At 41.7% G+C, this 16112-nt stretch carries 18 protein-coding genes and 1 pseudogene; 16 read left to right on the top strand and 3 right to left on the bottom strand.

The features are described from left to right. Positions 1-680: 680 nt before the first annotated feature. From Q0296_RS06775 to Q0296_RS06700, 16 genes and pseudogenes are all read left to right on the top strand, one after another. Positions 681-1117: pseudogene (locus Q0296_RS06775) on the top strand (alanine--tRNA ligase-related protein); the annotation flags it as partial. A gap of 317 nt (positions 1118-1434) precedes the next feature. Continuing rightward, positions 1435-2397, top strand: a complete 963-nt coding sequence (locus tag Q0296_RS06770) for a hypothetical protein (RefSeq protein WP_298038397.1) — start codon at positions 1435-1437, stop codon at positions 2395-2397. A gap of 101 nt (positions 2398-2498) precedes the next feature. Further along, on the top strand, positions 2499-3110 hold the full coding sequence (locus Q0296_RS06765; RefSeq protein WP_298038394.1) for a hypothetical protein: 612 nt from the start codon (positions 2499-2501) through the stop codon (positions 3108-3110). Between the two features lie 23 nt (positions 3111-3133). Further along, positions 3134-3856 (top strand): ABC transporter permease, encoded by a 723-nt coding sequence (locus Q0296_RS06760; protein ID WP_298038392.1) that lies wholly within the window; start codon positions 3134-3136, stop codon positions 3854-3856. Continuing rightward, positions 3853-4545 (top strand): ATP-binding cassette domain-containing protein, encoded by a 693-nt coding sequence (locus Q0296_RS06755; protein ID WP_298038388.1) that lies wholly within the window; start codon positions 3853-3855, stop codon positions 4543-4545. Before Q0296_RS06760 ends, Q0296_RS06755 begins: the two co-directional genes overlap by 4 nt. A 75-nt stretch (positions 4546-4620) precedes the next feature. Then, positions 4621-5541 (top strand): NrtA/SsuA/CpmA family ABC transporter substrate-binding protein, encoded by a 921-nt coding sequence (locus Q0296_RS06750; RefSeq protein WP_298038383.1) that lies wholly within the window; start codon positions 4621-4623, stop codon positions 5539-5541. A 136-nt stretch (positions 5542-5677) separates the two neighbouring features. Then, positions 5678-5953, top strand: coding sequence for a NifU family protein (locus Q0296_RS06745; RefSeq protein ID WP_298038379.1), 276 nt, complete (start codon positions 5678-5680; stop codon positions 5951-5953). Continuing rightward, entirely contained in the window at positions 5940-6494 is a 555-nt protein-coding gene (locus tag Q0296_RS06740; RefSeq protein ID WP_298038376.1) for a histidine kinase, read from the top strand. Before Q0296_RS06745 ends, Q0296_RS06740 begins: the two co-directional genes overlap by 14 nt. After that, a complete protein-coding gene (locus Q0296_RS06735) occupies positions 6472-7755 on the top strand; it encodes a UDP-N-acetylmuramoyl-L-alanyl-D-glutamate--2,6-diaminopimelate ligase (RefSeq protein WP_298038374.1) in 1284 nt (427 codons plus the stop codon). The genes Q0296_RS06740 and Q0296_RS06735 overlap by 23 nt, the downstream gene beginning before the upstream one ends. Before the next feature lie 18 nt (positions 7756-7773). Next, positions 7774-8343 carry a hypothetical protein gene (locus tag Q0296_RS06730; protein ID WP_298038371.1) on the top strand — a complete coding sequence of 190 codons (570 nt, stop codon included), beginning with the start codon at positions 7774-7776 and terminating at the stop codon, positions 8341-8343. A 17-nt stretch (positions 8344-8360) separates the two neighbouring features. After that, positions 8361-8708: an aspartate 1-decarboxylase gene (panD, locus tag Q0296_RS06725; RefSeq protein WP_298038368.1), complete on the top strand. Its 348-nt coding sequence runs from the start codon at positions 8361-8363 to the stop codon at positions 8706-8708. A 3-nt stretch (positions 8709-8711) separates the two neighbouring features. Then, positions 8712-9026, top strand: coding sequence for a YbaB/EbfC family nucleoid-associated protein (locus tag Q0296_RS06720; RefSeq protein WP_021091096.1), 315 nt, complete (start codon positions 8712-8714; stop codon positions 9024-9026). After that, a complete protein-coding gene (locus Q0296_RS06715) occupies positions 9023-10132 on the top strand; it encodes a signal protein PDZ (protein WP_298038364.1) in 1110 nt (369 codons plus the stop codon). Before Q0296_RS06720 ends, Q0296_RS06715 begins: the two co-directional genes overlap by 4 nt. Then, a complete protein-coding gene (locus Q0296_RS06710) occupies positions 10129-11028 on the top strand; it encodes a polyprenyl synthetase family protein (RefSeq protein WP_298038362.1) in 900 nt (299 codons plus the stop codon). The genes Q0296_RS06715 and Q0296_RS06710 overlap by 4 nt, the downstream gene beginning before the upstream one ends. Positions 11029-11136: 108 nt before the next feature. Further along, positions 11137-13047, top strand: coding sequence for a transketolase (gene tkt, locus Q0296_RS06705; RefSeq protein ID WP_298038352.1), 1911 nt, complete (start codon positions 11137-11139; stop codon positions 13045-13047). Between the two features lie 58 nt (positions 13048-13105). Further along, complete coding sequence (locus Q0296_RS06700; protein WP_298038347.1) at positions 13106-13900, top strand: undecaprenyl-diphosphate phosphatase; 795 nt, start codon at positions 13106-13108, stop codon at positions 13898-13900. Positions 13901-13969: 69 nt separating this feature from the next. Here the strand turns inward: Q0296_RS06700 and Q0296_RS06695 are convergent, their stop codons facing one another. From Q0296_RS06695 to moaC, 3 genes are read right to left on the bottom strand one after another with little or no spacing between them, the layout of a single operon-like run. Further along, complete coding sequence (locus Q0296_RS06695; protein ID WP_298038344.1) at positions 13970-15208, bottom strand: hypothetical protein; 1239 nt, start codon at positions 15206-15208, stop codon at positions 13970-13972. A gap of 9 nt (positions 15209-15217) precedes the next feature. Beyond that, positions 15218-15484 carry a DUF493 domain-containing protein gene (locus Q0296_RS06690; RefSeq protein ID WP_103607085.1) on the bottom strand — a complete coding sequence of 89 codons (267 nt, stop codon included), beginning with the start codon at positions 15482-15484 and terminating at the stop codon, positions 15218-15220. Next, entirely contained in the window at positions 15459-15935 is a 477-nt protein-coding gene (gene moaC / locus Q0296_RS06685) for a cyclic pyranopterin monophosphate synthase MoaC (protein WP_187153580.1), read from the bottom strand. The genes Q0296_RS06690 and moaC overlap by 26 nt, the downstream gene beginning before the upstream one ends. Positions 15936-16112: the final 177 nt, after the last annotated feature.

The raw sequence follows: 16112 nt of genomic DNA, 5'->3' as shown, positions 1-16112 counted from the left end.
AATTTAAATTTCTAAAAAGACCTTACAAATTTATAGCTCATTAAAACGATATTTTCAAATTTATCCATTTTGTTTTCTAGTAAATTTGCAAGTTAGAACATTATAAATTTTAGCTTTCCGAAGTGTTTAGGTAATTGACGTAGAGTTAATGAAAGTTTATATAGACGTATTAAAACAAAATTGGCTAGACGCTCATAGTATCAAATTTAATGTATTTCAAATTTCTAAAACGAGCTTACAAATTTATAGCTTAAATTTATCCTACTAAATTTTAATGCCAAAGCTATAAATTTCTGAATTTAAGCTAGCTATTCTTGGTTAGTTTTAAAGAGCAATTGCTAGATATTTATAAGGAGAAAACAAAATTTCAAAATAGCCTATCTTGTGTTATAAATTTCCCAACTTTGCCTAAAAGATAAATTTTGCTTTCCTATAAATTTACGACCCAAAATGATATAAATTTCTAAATTTAGAGCCAGCTTTTTAAATTTTCGGTGTTGTGCTGAGCTACGGACTTGGCAGGGGGGGGTGTTTTTTGTGGTGGTTGTGGTGCAAATTTACGAGGAAGTTTGTGGAGTTTAAAGGGCAAGGGGGGCACTTGAAATATTAAATCGTATGCGGTATAAATTTCTAATAGACTATCTTAAATTATAAATTTAACCAGTTTCACCAAAAACCAAATTTCAAATTCTAAATTTTGACAATGTAAAAAGCATAAACTAGTAGCTTCTGCGCCACTCGTGCCAAACGATGCAACACTACTTTTTACAAACGCAGGCATGGTGCCATTTAAGAGCATTTTCACAGGCGAAGTGCCACGCCCGACACCACCTATCCGCACTAGCCCTCAAACCTGCATAAGAGCTGGCGGAAAGCACAACGACCTTGACAATATTGACTACACAGCGCGTCGCCACACATTTTTTGATTTAGCTTTGGCGAATACTTCAAAAAAGAGGCGACCATCTACGCTTGGGAATTTGTCACAGAGGTGCTAAAACTACCAAAAGATAAGCTTTATGTAACCGTTCATGAAAGCGACGATGAGGCGTTTGAAATTTGGAGCACTCACATCGCAAAAGAGAGAATTTACCGCTTTGGCGACCATGATAGCTTCTAGCAGTCGAGATAGTGGACCATACGGCCCTTGGAGTGAAATTTTTACTATCAAGACTGACCAGTTATGCGAGCGAAGATGGCGCAAATTTGATATGAAATGATCTGCGATATGGCAAATATACGAGCCAAAGCCAAAATCAAAAATACGAACAAAATACAATAAAAGAAAACCTAGCTCAGGTAAATTTCTAAAAAGCAAATTCTAAATTTATCCAGCTTCAAACAGCCTAAATTTACAAGTCAAACTCTACAAATTTCTAAATTTTACTCTAAAAAAGACGATATTTGTTTTAACTATCTTACAAAGGATTTGAGATGATAGGTGGCGTAAATGGAGCTAATGTAAATTTATATAGCGGCTTTCAAAACATTAGAGAGCAAAGCGCTAGCCGTAGTAAGCCCAGTGCGGACGAAAATTCCTTAAATTTATCATCTCAAAAATTAGTTCAAAACGCCAACCAAAGCAGTGATCAAATAAAATTTCACAAAGATGACGAGTCACTAAAATTTGCCAAAGACAACTCGCTCACAGGCATGGCCGCTAATGGCAAGATAAGCATCTGGGGCAAGCTCATGGGATACGACAAGCAAATGAGCCAAGACGAGATAGACGAGCTTAAGAGCTTTGTTAGCCAGACTGGAGCGCTTGGCTTTGGAAGGCTTTATGAATCGATCATCGGATACTATCCAACAAACGTCGATCTCTTCGCAAAAGAGTACACGTCAAAAGATGATAGCGGCACCTTGCTCGGACTTGGTCGCAAAAGCCATGTGGAGGGCTTTGAGATACTTGACAAGGACCTAAGCACTGAAGAGTTTAAAGATAAGTGGCTGGACTATGCGCTGAGGCAATATCTTGGCGAGAGGGTTGGCGTGGAGAGCATTACAATAGGCAAGAAGGCTATCTCAATGCTAACTAGCACAAACAAGCCACCGATCGAATATGAGACAATGCAAAGTATAAATTTCACTGACGATGAGAGCAGGCAGAGATTTTTAACGCTGATGAAGGCTGGCATGAAGAGCGGGGCGAAATTTAAAGAGGTAATAGAGGGCGTGCTGTCGCTTTACAATGTGCAAAACACGGACAAGCTTGACGGCAACAAGGTCTATGCCTCGGTGATCGGCCGAAGCGAGAAGCTAGCGACCTACGATATAAATAAGGACGAGAAATTTGCCTATCTAAAGGAGCTAATGCGCCTTGAAAAAAGCGGCATAGATATACTAAAGCTAATGGAGAAAAGCCAGAAAAAGCGAAATTTAGACGTAAAAGCCTAGCTGTTTATAAATTTAACCCCCCAAAGCCATCTTTTTACTTTCAAGTGATACAATTTTGATTTTAATTATTACATTTTGCTTTAAATTTGACGGGAGCTCTAATGAAAAAAGTGGTTTGGTTAAATCCTGTTGTAAAAAATATCTACGACTTTGCAGCGCTTAAAGAAATTTTGCAAAACAAAGGTTTTAGCGTAGTAGAGTGCGAAAAAGACCACGTTAAAAGCGTAAAAAACGCATACAAAAACGCTCTTGCGCAAAAGGAGCTTATTTACGATAGCCGCTGTCCGAGGGCTGTAAATTTCATCAGGGCAAATTTCAAAGAGCAAGCCGCATTCATCTCAAATTTAAACCCCATTTTGATAGAAAGCGCCATAGAGCTTAGCGCAAAGCTAAAAGAGGACGAGTGGCTTTACGTGACGACACCCTGTGAGGACTTGGCAGAGCTTGGCAGGGGGCTAAATTTAGCGCGAACCACATTTTTGACATGGAAGAGTTTTAAAGAGCAAAACTCTATAAATTTAAAGATGCGTAGTATCGAGCAAAGTCCGATACCGCCGGGATTTTTCACAAATTTGGGCGTAAAAACACTAAGCCTTGGTAGTAAAGAGAAGATAGAAAACGCCCTTTCATATAAATTTAGCGAGCTTAAAAACTACCAGATCATCGAGCTTTTATACTGCGAAAACGGCTGTCACAACGGAGATGGGCTGTGAGGGAAATTTTTAAAAAGAGCATTTTGATCTTAGCAATCTTTGCTATCTGGCAGGTCGTTTGCGAGCTAGAAATTTTCACGCCGTATATCTTGCCAAGCCCCATTGCAACCTTTAAGACGATGTATAGCATGAGCCTAAGCGGCGAGCTTGCTACGCACACCATCATCAGCTTTAAGCGCATATTTGCAGGATATGCTCTCTCCTTTGCCCTAGCGCTCGTGCTTGGTGGCATAGCGGCACTTTTGCCAAAGATAAGCGTTTATTACGAGTGGATACTGGAGTTTTTTAGAAACATCCCGCCGCTTAGTTTGATCGCCATTTTGGTGCTTTGGTTTGGCATAAACGAAACGCCAAAGATCATCATTATCATCCTAGCCTCGTTTTTTCCGATGTTTCTTAGCATTTCAAAGGGGCTAACGAGCTGTGATATAAAGCTCATCGAGGTAGGTAAAATTTTTGGCTTTAGTAAATTTGAGATTTTTTACAAGATCATCATAAAAAGTGCGCTAAAAGATATCTTTGTCGGCATGCGAATAGGCTTTGGCTACGCTATGCGCGCGATCATAGGAGCTGAGATGATAGCGGCGTCAAGCGGGCTGGGATACCTCATACTTGACGCTGAGGAGCTTTCGCGAGCGGACAGGATATTTGTCGGCATTTTTACGATCGGCATTTGCGGCGTGCTCATAGATAGGATATTTTTACTTTTGATAGCGAAATTTAGCCTTTTGCGAGGTGAAAAATGATAGAAATTTCAAATTTATCCAAGCATTTTTTTATAGGCGAAAAGCGTATCGATGTTTTAAGAGAGCTAAATTTAAGCATAAAAAAAGATAAGATCACCGTCATGCTTGGCAGAAGCGGTTGTGGCAAAACGACGCTTTTAAGGCTTGTTGCTGGTCTTGAGAGCGTAAGCCTTGGTGAGATAAAATTTAAAGAGCCAGCAAAGATCGGCTTTGTCTTTCAAGAGCCCCGTCTCATGCCCTTTCTAAACGTCTATGAAAACATCGTTTTTCCTCTTAAAAAGCAGGAGATCGAGCCAGCGAAGATAGAGGCTCTTATATCGATGATAGGGCTTAGCGACTTTAAATTTGCCGCTGTTTCGCAGCTCTCTGGCGGTATGAGCTCGCGTGTTTCGCTTGCAAGGGTGCTTGCATATGAGGCAAATTTGATCCTTATGGACGAGCCATTTGCCGCGCTTGATGCCTTTACTAGAGCTAGCATGCAGGCTGAAATTTTAAAGATACAAGACGGCAAAACCATCATTTTTGTCACGCACAACATCGACGAGGCGCTATTTTTGGCGGATGAGATCATCTTGCTTGAAAAAGGCGGTATAAAGTCAAACTACGATCTATCAAATTTAGCAAGGCCAAGAGATCTGCTAAGCGAGGAGCTAATAGCGATAAAACGCAAAATTTTGAGTGAAATTTAGGCAAATAAAATGATAATTAAAACCAAAATGAAGCAAAAAAATATATAATCTTGAAAATTTTTAAAAGGAGTAAGTATGAGAAAGTTTTTTAAGGTTTTGTGTGCGGCCTCTTTGTTTTGCCTAGTCGCAAACGCAAGCGAGGGCTTAGATAAGATCGGCATGACCTACGTCAAATCGCCGCTAAACGTCCCATCTATCGTCGATAAATTTAAAGGTTTTTACGCAAAGTCTTTTGGCGTGCCGGTTGAGTACTCTGAGATCACCTCAGGTGCGAAGCAGACGCAAGCTCTGGCTTCAAATTCGCTCCAGTTTTTAAACTGCGTGGGCGGCACTTCGGTCATACTAGCGGCTGCAAATAAGGCTGATATAAAGATCATAAGCGCTTATTCAAGGGCGCCTGAAGCCTTTGTGATATTTTCTAAAGATCAAAACATAAAGTCGCCAAAAGATCTAAAAGGCAAAAAGGTAGCAGGCCCAAAAGGCACTATCTTAAATGAGCTTTTGGTGAGATACCTAGCGCTTGGCGGACTTAGTATAAACGACGTAGAGTTCATCTCTATGGGCATCCCAGCTGCGCAAGCTGCACTTGAAAACGGCAGCGTCGATGCAGCGCTTCTTGCAGGACCAGCGGCCTACAACGCTCAAAAATCAGGCCTAAACGTAGTGACAACTGGCAAAGGCGTCATCACTCCAGTCATCGTCACGGCAACAAGCGGAGAGTTTTATAAAAAGCATAAAGACGTAGTTGAGAAATTTAAAAAGGCTCAGGACGAAATTTTAGACTACATCAAAGCAAACGAGAACGAAGCGCTTAAATTTACAGCTGAAGAGACTGGGCTTAGCATAGAGGCGGTAAAGAGCATGTATCCTCAGTACGACTTTAGCTCAAAGATCACGGCTGATGATATAAAAGCGCTTGAGGCTACGCAAGAATTTATGCTTGAAAGCAAGATGATAGAGCATAAAATCGATATAAAATCACTTCTACTAAACTAAATTTAAAGGGCAAATTTGCCCTTTTTTTTCACAAAAAACCACCAAAATTTAAAGCCAAAACGCCCCCAGCAAAAGCCTAGAAAACGTTTGTTTGCACTTTATCTGCTATAATAGCTAAAAAAATTAAGGAAAAAATATGATCCCATTTAGTGATGAAGAGCTTTTAAAACCAGTGACTGCGAGTTTGCAAAAGGTGCTGCCTATACTTGAAAATGACGGCGGCGGCATGGAGCTACTTGGCATAAAAAACGGCAAAATTTACGTAAGACTCACAGGGCATTGTCACGGATGTGCAGCCAGCACGACCACGCTAAAATACGGCATCGAAAGGCAGCTTCGCATCGACATTCGCCCAGAGCTTGAGGTCATAAATGTTCCGATCGGCGAGGAATTTGACATTGATAGATTATAAAAAAATAGGCATAAAATATTTCAAACGCTCTAAATTTAAAGATGCGATCTTTTACTTTTCACTAGCCTACGAGAAGACATGCGAGAAGGATCTGCTATTTTTGATACAAATTTGCTCTCTTGGCGAGGAAAATGCCGAGGAGGCAAAGCTCTTGTTTGACTACTACATGGCGAAAGTAAGAGCCGGCGAAGACGACGAGGGCGTGGAGGAAATTTTAAAAATTTTAGAGTCCAGAGACGAGGAGAGCGAGTACTTTGAAGAGCAAGACGCGATCAGCTACGAGGACTTTAAAAGGGCTGTTTATAAGGACGGCAGCTTTAAAAAGGTCTTTGAAAACATCATGTTCTCAACCAAGGTGATGATCTCAAACAAAGACGACTTTTTGGAATTTTTAGGAAATTTGATAAAAAATGACTTCATCGATATGAGCATGAACTACCTTGAGAGTGCGGCGGTGATGTTTGGCGGCGACGAGCGTATAGATCAGCTTTTTAAAGAGATACAAAAAAGACAAAACGATGAAAATATCAGTAGAAAATAGCTTCATAACAGATGACTCAAATGAGTGCGAACAGGGTGCATACTTTGTGCAAACCACTGCAAATGCGAAATTTGCAGAGGACGCAGTAAAAAATGGCGCTAAGATAATCACCCTTGAAGAGTGCAAAAAGCTTTTAAAGATCGATGAAAATCTAAAAATAGTTGGCATCACAGGGACAAATGGCAAGACCACAACGGCTGCGGCTATCTACGAGACTTTGCGAAATTTAGGTAAAAAATGCGGTCTAAGTGGCACCAGAGGGGCATTTATAGAGGGCGAGCAGATAGATGATAAGGCGCTTACGACAAGTGCTATTTTAAAGACACTCTCATACCTCAAAGCAGCCAGCGAGCATGGCTGTGAGTACTTTGTGATGGAGGTTAGCTCGCACGCGATCGCTCAAAAACGCATAGAGAGCTTAAATTTTGCTCTTAAAATTTTTACAAACCTAACGCAAGATCACCTAGACTACCACAAGAGCATGGAGGAGTACGCGAGAGTAAAATCAAGCTTTTTTGACGATGAGAGCGTAAAGCTCATAAACATTGACGATGGCGGAGTTAAATTTAACCCAAAAAACGCCTACACATACGCGATCAAAAAGCCAGCCAGCTTTGCGCCGATAGTTTATGGACTAAAGGACGGCATAGACGCAGTTATCAAGACGCCAAATGGCGATGTGGAGATAGACTCAAGCCTTCAAGGCGAGTTTAATCTTTACAACCTAATCGCCGCTCTTGGCGCCGTTTGCCTGCTTGAGCGCCCAGAAGCGGCCGCACTTTCAAAGGCGATAAGTAAATTTAAAGGCGTGAGCGGTAGGATGGAGGTCGTTAGCACCGATCCGCTAGTCATCGTAGACTTTGCCCATACGCCAGATGGTATCGAAAAGGTGCTAAACTCGCTTAGACATCTAAATTTGATCGCAGTCTTTGGCGCAGGCGGCGACAGAGATAGGACAAAGCGCCCTAAAATGGGAGCGATAGCCCAAAAATACGCAAGAATTTGCATAGTCACAAGTGACAATCCAAGAAGCGAAGAGCCAGAGAGCATAATAGACGAAATTTGCGCTGGCATGAGCCAAAATGAAAATTTGATACGAAACGCCAACCGCAAAGAGGCGATCGCGCTAGCCATTAGCAAGCTAGAGCCTGGCTGGGCGCTTGTCATACTTGGCAAAGGCGACGAGCCATATCAGGAGATAAAGGGCGTCAAGCACCCATTTAGCGACAAAGAGGTGGTGCTTGAAATTTTATCTCACTAACTTATGAAAGGAAAAACGATGAAGATTTTAAATTTAGCCCTTGTGGCTGCTTGTAGTGCGCTGCTACTAGGATGTGCCACTGCTCAAAAAGAGCCGCAAAAGCCACAATCTAGCGCAAACCAAAAGAGCTATCTGGTGAGCAACCTACCTCAAAATATAGAGTATGACGGCCAAATTTATCACCAAAAATACCAAAATGAATTTACGGTGGAGTACTATTTGGAAGATGAGGGCGGCTATGGATGGAGTAAGCTAATCAGCGTTACTTATGCGCCAAGCATCAAAAACATAGATGATTTTATAACAGCGATAAAAAAAACCACAGATCCAAAAAAGGGCAAATTTAAGATAGAAAAGATAGGTAGCGACAGCTCTTACCGTGAAGAAATTTACTATCCAGAGCCAAATAATCCAAAATTTAACAGCTATGAGATAACTCTAGACGTTGCCAAAACGAGCGAGTGTGGACTAGTTGGCGTATCTTTTGCTAGAAATTTTAAAACCCTTGACGAGCTAGAAAAGACGCTAAAGGCAGAGAAATTTAACGAGAAATTTTTAGCAAACAGACCAGTGATAGAGTGCAAATAAACTAAACAAGGCAGAAAATGACAATAGAAATTTTAGCTAGCAAGATCCACAGGGCCGTCGTAACAGACGCAAATTTAAACTATGTTGGCTCGATCAGCATCGGCGAGGAGCTTATAAAGGCTGCAAATTTGATAGAAAATCAAAAGGTGGAAATTTTAGACGTAAATAACGGCGAGAGATTTTCCACATACGTGATAAAGGGCAAAAAAGGCGAAATTTGCCTAAACGGCGCAGCTGCTAGAAAGGTCTGCGTTGGCGACGTGGTCATCATCGTGGCGTATGCTAGTATGAAATTTAAAAAGGCTAAGAAATTTAAGCCAACCATCGTGCACGTAAATAACAAAAACGAGATCATAAAGGAGTAGGCGATGTTTGAGGGATTTGACTTTTCAAAGATGGGGCAGATGCTTGAGGATGTGCAAAGGCAGGCCAAGCAGATGGAAGAAGAGAGTAAAAATAAAGAATTTGGAGCAAAAAGCGGCGGCGGGCTGGTAAGTGTGAGAGCAAACGGCAGTGGCGAGATACTTGATATCAGCATAGATGATAGCTTGCTTGAAGATAAAGAGAGCATGCAAATTTTGCTAATAAGCGCCGTAAATGACGTGCTAAAATCAGTTGAGGCCGATAAGAAAAACACCGCTTCAAGGATGCTTGGCGGACTTGCTTCGATGGGGATAAAATGAGACTAAAATATAAATTTGCCCTTGCATTTTTGCTATCAGCGCTTTGCTTAAATGCCGATCCTAGGCCTACGCAAGAGGACTTTAACGCCTGCTTTGAAAAGAACAAAAACTCAATCGTCTCGGTAAATAAACACTTTGGCGTGGCTATCACTAAAAATTTGATCGCAGTGCCAAAAAGTGACGGAGCTCCGCTTGGCGAATATGTCAAATTTGATCCATATTTGCAGCTCTTTTTGGTCCGCTCTAGCAAGGAGCTAAGCCCTGTCGTGATGGCTGATGAGACCAACGAGGAGCGCATAAAAAAGAGTACTTGGGTTGGAATTTTAAACGACGCAAACAACACCGTCATGGGTCACATCAAGTCTTTAGGGCAAAATTTAGGTGACTTTGACACACTAAGCTTCGAGTATAACGCGACTGGCGAGATAAACACGCCTTGCTGCAAGATGATAGGCATAGCTGTTGGAGCTGATAAATTTATACCAAACCGCTATTTAAAGCACTTTGTATCTTACGATGACGTCTATTACGGCGATATCGGCGTGAAGTTCTTGCAAAAAGAGGATAAATTTTTTGTTGGCCTTGTTGATCCACTGGGCCGCGGCAAGATGATGATGGTTGATGATGAGCTTGTTACGATAAATGGCATAAAACCAAAGAGCCTAAGAGAGCTAAATGAGATGGTGCTTTTTGCTCCAAAGGGCGCGAAGCTTGACATCATCGTGAAGCGTGATAGAGAGCAGCTACTCTTTCAAGTGCCAGTAAGTGGGGATGTGAAATTTAACCAAAGCCTTGATATAGACGCCCCTTCAAGCCTTGATCTGCCAAATTTAAATATCATGCCAAAGTCGCCTGAGAGCTTGCTTGATGATAAAATTTTGGTGGATTATGGTATCACGGTCGATAAAAATTTAGTCGTTACTAAGGTCGAGCCAAAGTCAAATGCAGAAATTTTTGGCATCAAGATAGGCGATAAAATTTTAGGCTACAACAAAGAGAGTGTGAGTAGCCGTGAGGGGCTTTTAGAAAAGATCGGCGACCTGCAAAATTTCGTGCTTTTATTTAGTAGAAATGACTTTCAGTTCTTTGCAAGAGTGCCAAAATGAGCCTACTTGAGGACTTCGTAAAATTTCTAAATGCAAATTTGCCAAAGGCGCCTAGCTTTCATCCTTACTACGAGGAGGCGCTTGGCGTTATGCTAAAGGCTGGAGGCAAGCACTTTAGGGCGCTTTTGCTTCTTGGTGTGGTCGAAAATGTCGATAAAAGCCTCACGAAAAAGGCGATGAGAGTGGCTTTGGGGCTTGAGATGATGCATACATACTCGCTCATCCACGATGATCTTCCTTCGATGGATAACGCAAGCCTAAGACGCGGCACGCCAACGCTTCACGTAACATACGACGAAACGACTGCGATACTTGCAGGAGATGCGCTAAATACGCATGCTTTTTATGAAATTTCACGCGCTGATCTGCCAGCGCAAACACGCATAAAATGCGTGGAAATTTTAAGCGAGAATGCTGGCGTTAGTGGTATGGTGCTAGGTCAGGCGCTTGATTGTTTTTTTGAAAATACAAACAAAGAGGATATAAAAAGAGCAAAGGCTAAATTTGGTCTCTCTGGCAAGATGTTAAGCCTTGATGAGTTAGTATTTTTACATATCCACAAAACCGCAAAGCTCATCGCTGCTAGCCTAAAAATGGGCGCAGTAATAGCAAATTTAGCTGAAAATGAGTGCGATAAAATTTACGATATCGGCCTAAAGCTTGGGCTTGCTTTTCAGATACAAGATGATATTATTGATCTTACGAGCGACGAAGCGGCTGCTGGAAAACCCGTGCATAACGACCTAGCGAAAAATTCATTTACAAATTTACTTGGTCTATCTGGTGCAAAAAAGAAAAAAGATGAGCTAATTTGCCAGATAGAAGAGGTGCTAAAACAGATAGATGCTGGCATAGCAAAGATGATCTTGGAGCTTACAGACAAGCACCTAAGATAAGCGCGTAAATTTAGTAAATTTATATCACTTTTTAGACATTTTGGGTAAAAATGCAAGGCAAGTTTTAATCACTTTTTTGTATAATCTGACGCAATAAAAGGAGATCATATGCTAAAAAAACAAGCCGATACTATAAGATTTTTGTGCGCTGATATGGTGCAAAACGCTAACAGCGGACACCCAGGTGCTCCTATGGGCCTAGCTGATATCATGGTAGTTTTAAGCAATTTTTTAAAACACAACCCTAAAAATCCAAAATGGCTAAACAGAGATAGGCTCGTTTTTAGCGGTGGTCACGCATCAAGCTTGGTTTATAGCTTTTTGCACCTAAGCGGCTACGATTTAAGCCTAGACGAGCTTAAAAATTTCCGCCAACTTGGCTCAAACACTCCAGGACACCCAGAAATTCACACTCCAGGCGTTGAGGTGGCTACTGGCCCACTTGGTCAAGGCGTAGCAAATGCAGTTGGTCTAGCCATGGCAGAAAAATACGCTGCAAACGTGCTAAATGAGCCAGATAATAAAATAATCGATCATAAAATTTACTGCCTTTGCGGCGACGGCGACTTAGAAGAGGGCATAAGCTACGAGGCATGTTCAATCGCAGGAAATTTAAGACTAGACAACCTTGTGCTCATCTACGACTCAAACAATATCACGATCGAGGGCGACACAGCGATAGCATTTAGCGAGGACGTCAAGGCTAGGTTTGAGGCGCAGGGCTGGGAGGTCGCACGCATCGACGGACATGACTATAACCAGATCGAATTTGCGCTTGAACAAGCTAGCGAGAAAGAGTCGCCATATCTCATCATCGCAAACACGCACATAGCACGCGGCGCAATGGAGCTTGAGGGCAGCCACCACAGCCACGGCGCGCCACTTGGCGAGGAGATCATCAAAAAGGCAAAGGCCGCAGCTGGTTTTGACCCTGAGAAGAAATTTGCCATTGACGAGGACGTGCTTTTAAGATTTAGAGGCGCCGTAGAAAAGGGCGATCTTGAAGAGGCTATGTGGAACAAAAAGGTTGAGGCATTAAGTGCTGAGGGTAAAAATTTGCTAAATTCCCTTCTTAATCCAGACTTTAGCAAGATCGAATTTCCAGACTTTAGCGACAAAAAGCTAGCCACAAGAGATACAAACCACGTTATTTTAAATGAGATAGCAAAAAAACTCCCTGGCTTTATCGGCGGTAGTGCAGATCTTGCTCCTTCAAACAAGACCGAGCTAAAGGGCATGGGCGACTTTCCAGACGGCAAAAATATCCACTACGGCATCAGAGAGCACGCCATGGCAGCTATAAATAACGGCATCGCTAGATACGGGCTTTTCTTGCCATTTTCAGCGACATTTTTTATCTTCAGCGACTATCTAAAGCCAAGTGCGAGGATAGCAGCGCTAATGGGTATAAAACACTTTTTTGTATTCACGCACGATAGTATAGGCGTTGGCGAAGATGGTCCGACACATCAGCCGATCGAGCAGCTTAGCACATTTAGAGCTATGCCAAATTTCTACACTTTCCGCCCAGCTGACGGCAACGAAAACGCAGCTAGCTGGCATGCGGCGCTAAATTTAAACGCTCCAAGTGCATTTGTACTTAGCCGCCAAGGGCTTGAGCCACTTGCAAAAGGCGAATTTGGCGAGGTTAGCAACGGCGCATATCTTCTAAGCTCGGCAAAAGATGCGAAGATAACATTTATAGCAAGTGGCAGCGAGGTTTCGCTCTGTGTAAAAGCAGCTGCAATTCTAGCTGAGCAAGGTATCGGCGCAAATATCGTATCAGCGCCTTGTTTTGACCTGCTTTGCGAGCAGCCAGCTGAGTATGTGGCTAGAATTTTAGATAAAAACACAACGATCATCGCAGTTGAGGCTGCAACTGGCTATGAATGGTATAAATTTGCCGACGCGGTTTATGGCATGAACAGCTTTGGCGCCAGCGGCAAGGCGAACGAGCTATTTGATCACTTCGGATTTACTCCGCAAAAGCTTGCAAATTTTGCTAGCGAACTTATATAAAATTTAACTTTGGGGAGTAAAATCCCCAACTGCAATCTACAACCAAAAAAGGCATTTTATGGAAATTTCTCACGTTATCGTTTTGGCCTTGGTGCAAGGCATAAGCGAATTTCTGCCTATTTCAAGCTCAGCTCATCTCATCTTGGTACCAAAGCTACTTGGCTGGCCAGATCAAGGGCTTGCTTTTGACGTGGCAGTGCATGTTGGTACGCTAAGTGCGATACTTTTTTATTTTAAAGATACGATTTTTAAGCTACTTCGTGACTTTTTTGCCTCGATCGCGCAACGAAAGATGGTGGGCGATAGCCTGCTTGTCTGGTGCGTTGGATTTGCCACTATCCCAGTTGGCATTTTTGGACTTTTGTTTAACAATGTGATCGAAGAGTACGCAAGAAGCGGCGTTGTAATCGCTGTTACTACGATCGTCTTTGGCATCGCACTTTACTTTGCTGATCTTCGCTCGACAAACAAGAGTGAATACGAAATGACCATAAAATTTGCTCTTATCATTGGTTTAGCGCAGGCTGTGGCGCTCATCCCTGGCGTCTCAAGATCAGGTATAACTATGACAGCAGCCTTATTTTTAGGATTTAGCCACAAAGGCAGTGCAAATTTCTCATTTTTGATGTCGATCCCAGTCATCATCCTAGCTGGCGGACTTGAGAGTATCAAGCTTATAAAAGATCCAAACGCCTTGCCTTGGAGTGACATCGCCCTAGGCGTCATCATAAGTGCAGTTAGTGCTTATATTTGCGTGAAGCTATTTATGGGGATCATCTCAAAGGTCAGAATGCTGCCATTTGTCGTTTATCGCCTCATTTTGGGTGCGTTTTTGCTCTATCTATTTTTATAAATTTAAGTTGTAAAATGGCTAGGCTAAGACCTAGCCAAAATGATAAATTTGCCAAAAAGCTTGGCAAATTTACTCCTCTTTTTTATCTTTTTTTATGACGTTTAAAAAGTCTTTTGCGGCTTGATAGGCTCTATCGCCAAATTTCTTAGCTTCTGTTTTTATATCCATTTGTTTGATATCTTCAAGCTTGTCGTTCGCCTTTTTCTCAAACTCCGCGATATCTTGTTTGAGGCCTTCAAGCTTATCATTTGCGTCAAAATTTAGCTTTAGCTTTTTGCTCTTGTCATTTAGCTCTTGCTTTAGAGCTTCAAATTTATTGTTTGCCTCGCTCACAAGCTTAGCAACGCCGTTTGATTTTAGCTCTTCAAGCCTTGAGCTGATCTGCTCTATCGCTTGATCGCTTATGCGTTTAAATTTTGCTAGATTTGTGTCAAGCTCGCTATTTATCACGCTTTCGATCTCACTTTTAGCTACGCCGTCAAATTCGTTTTCAAGCTCTTTAAGAAGCGCTATAAACTCTTCATCTACGTTTTTTAAATTTAAAAGCTGTGAGTTTAGCCTTAGCTCATCTGGAGCAAATTTAGCCTCATCTTTTAGCTTTTCAATAGCTCTTAAAATGCCATCTCTCGTGCCATTTATCGCGCCTTTTATGAGCTCTTTTGCAAAGATATGCCCCTCATTTGCTAAATTCCCCGCTGCACTGATGATATTTTTTGAAATTTCAAACATTCGCTCTTTGCTAAACTCCCCACCTCTTATCGCAGAATAGGTCATATTTTTAGCTATCGCGCCAGCGGTCTCTTCTACATCCTTTGCGCCCTCAAGCGTAGTTAGAAAGGCGATTTGAGCGCTCTCTTTTAAGATGCCAAGCATTCTCGTTTCTCTAATGATCGCATTGTTTAAAAGCTCTAAAATTTCCTCTTTTTCACCAAAATTTCTATCTTTTACGACCTCTTCAGCCGCTTCAAATGAAATTTTTAGCCTATTTTTTATCTCTTCACGCTTTGTCTCGATGGCTCTATTTATCTCATCTCTTTTATCAAATAGCTCATAAAGCTCCTTCTCTTCACCGCTAACTAGAGCTTGATTTATCCCCTCCATCGCGCTTTTTAGATTTTTGGCATTTATGAGGCTCTCTTTGTCCATCTTGTTGTAAAGCTCATTCATCTTTTGCTTCAAAAGATCAGGCAGTGCGTTTTCATCTTTGTCTGAGACGTCCTTAAAAAAGTCGTTGCAAAGAGCTTTTATGCTAGTTAGTAGCCCCTCGCTATCTTTATAATCACGTAAATTTTGCTCAAGTTTATCCATATTTTTACCTTATAAAACGTATTTTGCTTCGTGTTTTAGGGCTGAAAATATCTCCAGTCTCTCTTCTTCGCTCAAAACTAGCACGGTTAGATCATAGCTCGCGTACTTTTTATCCTTGCTAAATTTAGAAAAAACTAGCTTAAATTCCCTATCTTTTACTATATCTTTCACCTTTGCCTCTGCCTCATCACTCGCATCAAAGATCACTTTGTACTCCCAGTGTGTTGGGTAGTCGATCTTTGGTTTTTTATTATTTAGATCGCATATACTCGCCACTTTTGCCTCCTGTTTTGCTCTCTAGTACGATGTTGCCGATCTCCATACCTTTATCTATGGCTTTTACCATATCATAAATAGTAAGAAGTCCCACGCTTACGCCTGTTAGCGCCTCCATCTCGACGCCTGTTTTGCCCTCTATCTTTACGCTTACAAAAAGCTTGAAAGCGCAAATTTCAGGCAGCTCCTCGATGTCACAATCCACGCCCAGAATGGCCAGTGGATGGCACATAGGTATTAGCTCGCTTGTCTTTTTAGCGCCCATTATCGCAGCGACAACGGCTGTTTGGATGACTGGTCCTTTTTTGCCTGTATTTTCTTTGATCGCCTTAAAAGCATCTTTGCTCATTTTGATGATACCACTAGCAGTTGCTACTCTTTTAGTTGGATCTTTTGGGCTTACATCGACCATCTTTGGACGGTCTTTTTCATCTAAATGTGTTAGCATTATCTCTCCTTTTTTTGGTGGATTATAGCCTATTTAAACAAATTTAAGTTATCAGCAAATTTAAGCAAGCCTAATAACTGCTCTGTGGTGTAATCATAATCCAGTTTCACCGGTGCAGAAAAATCGCATAATAACGCAGGAATTGGGCGACCATAAATACCTGTCTCTTATACACATCTC

It is taken from the genome of uncultured Campylobacter sp. (assembly GCF_937890585.1).
Lineage (GTDB): Bacteria > Campylobacterota > Campylobacteria > Campylobacterales > Campylobacteraceae > Campylobacter_A.
This window is presented reverse-complemented; position numbering and strand designations above follow the sequence as displayed.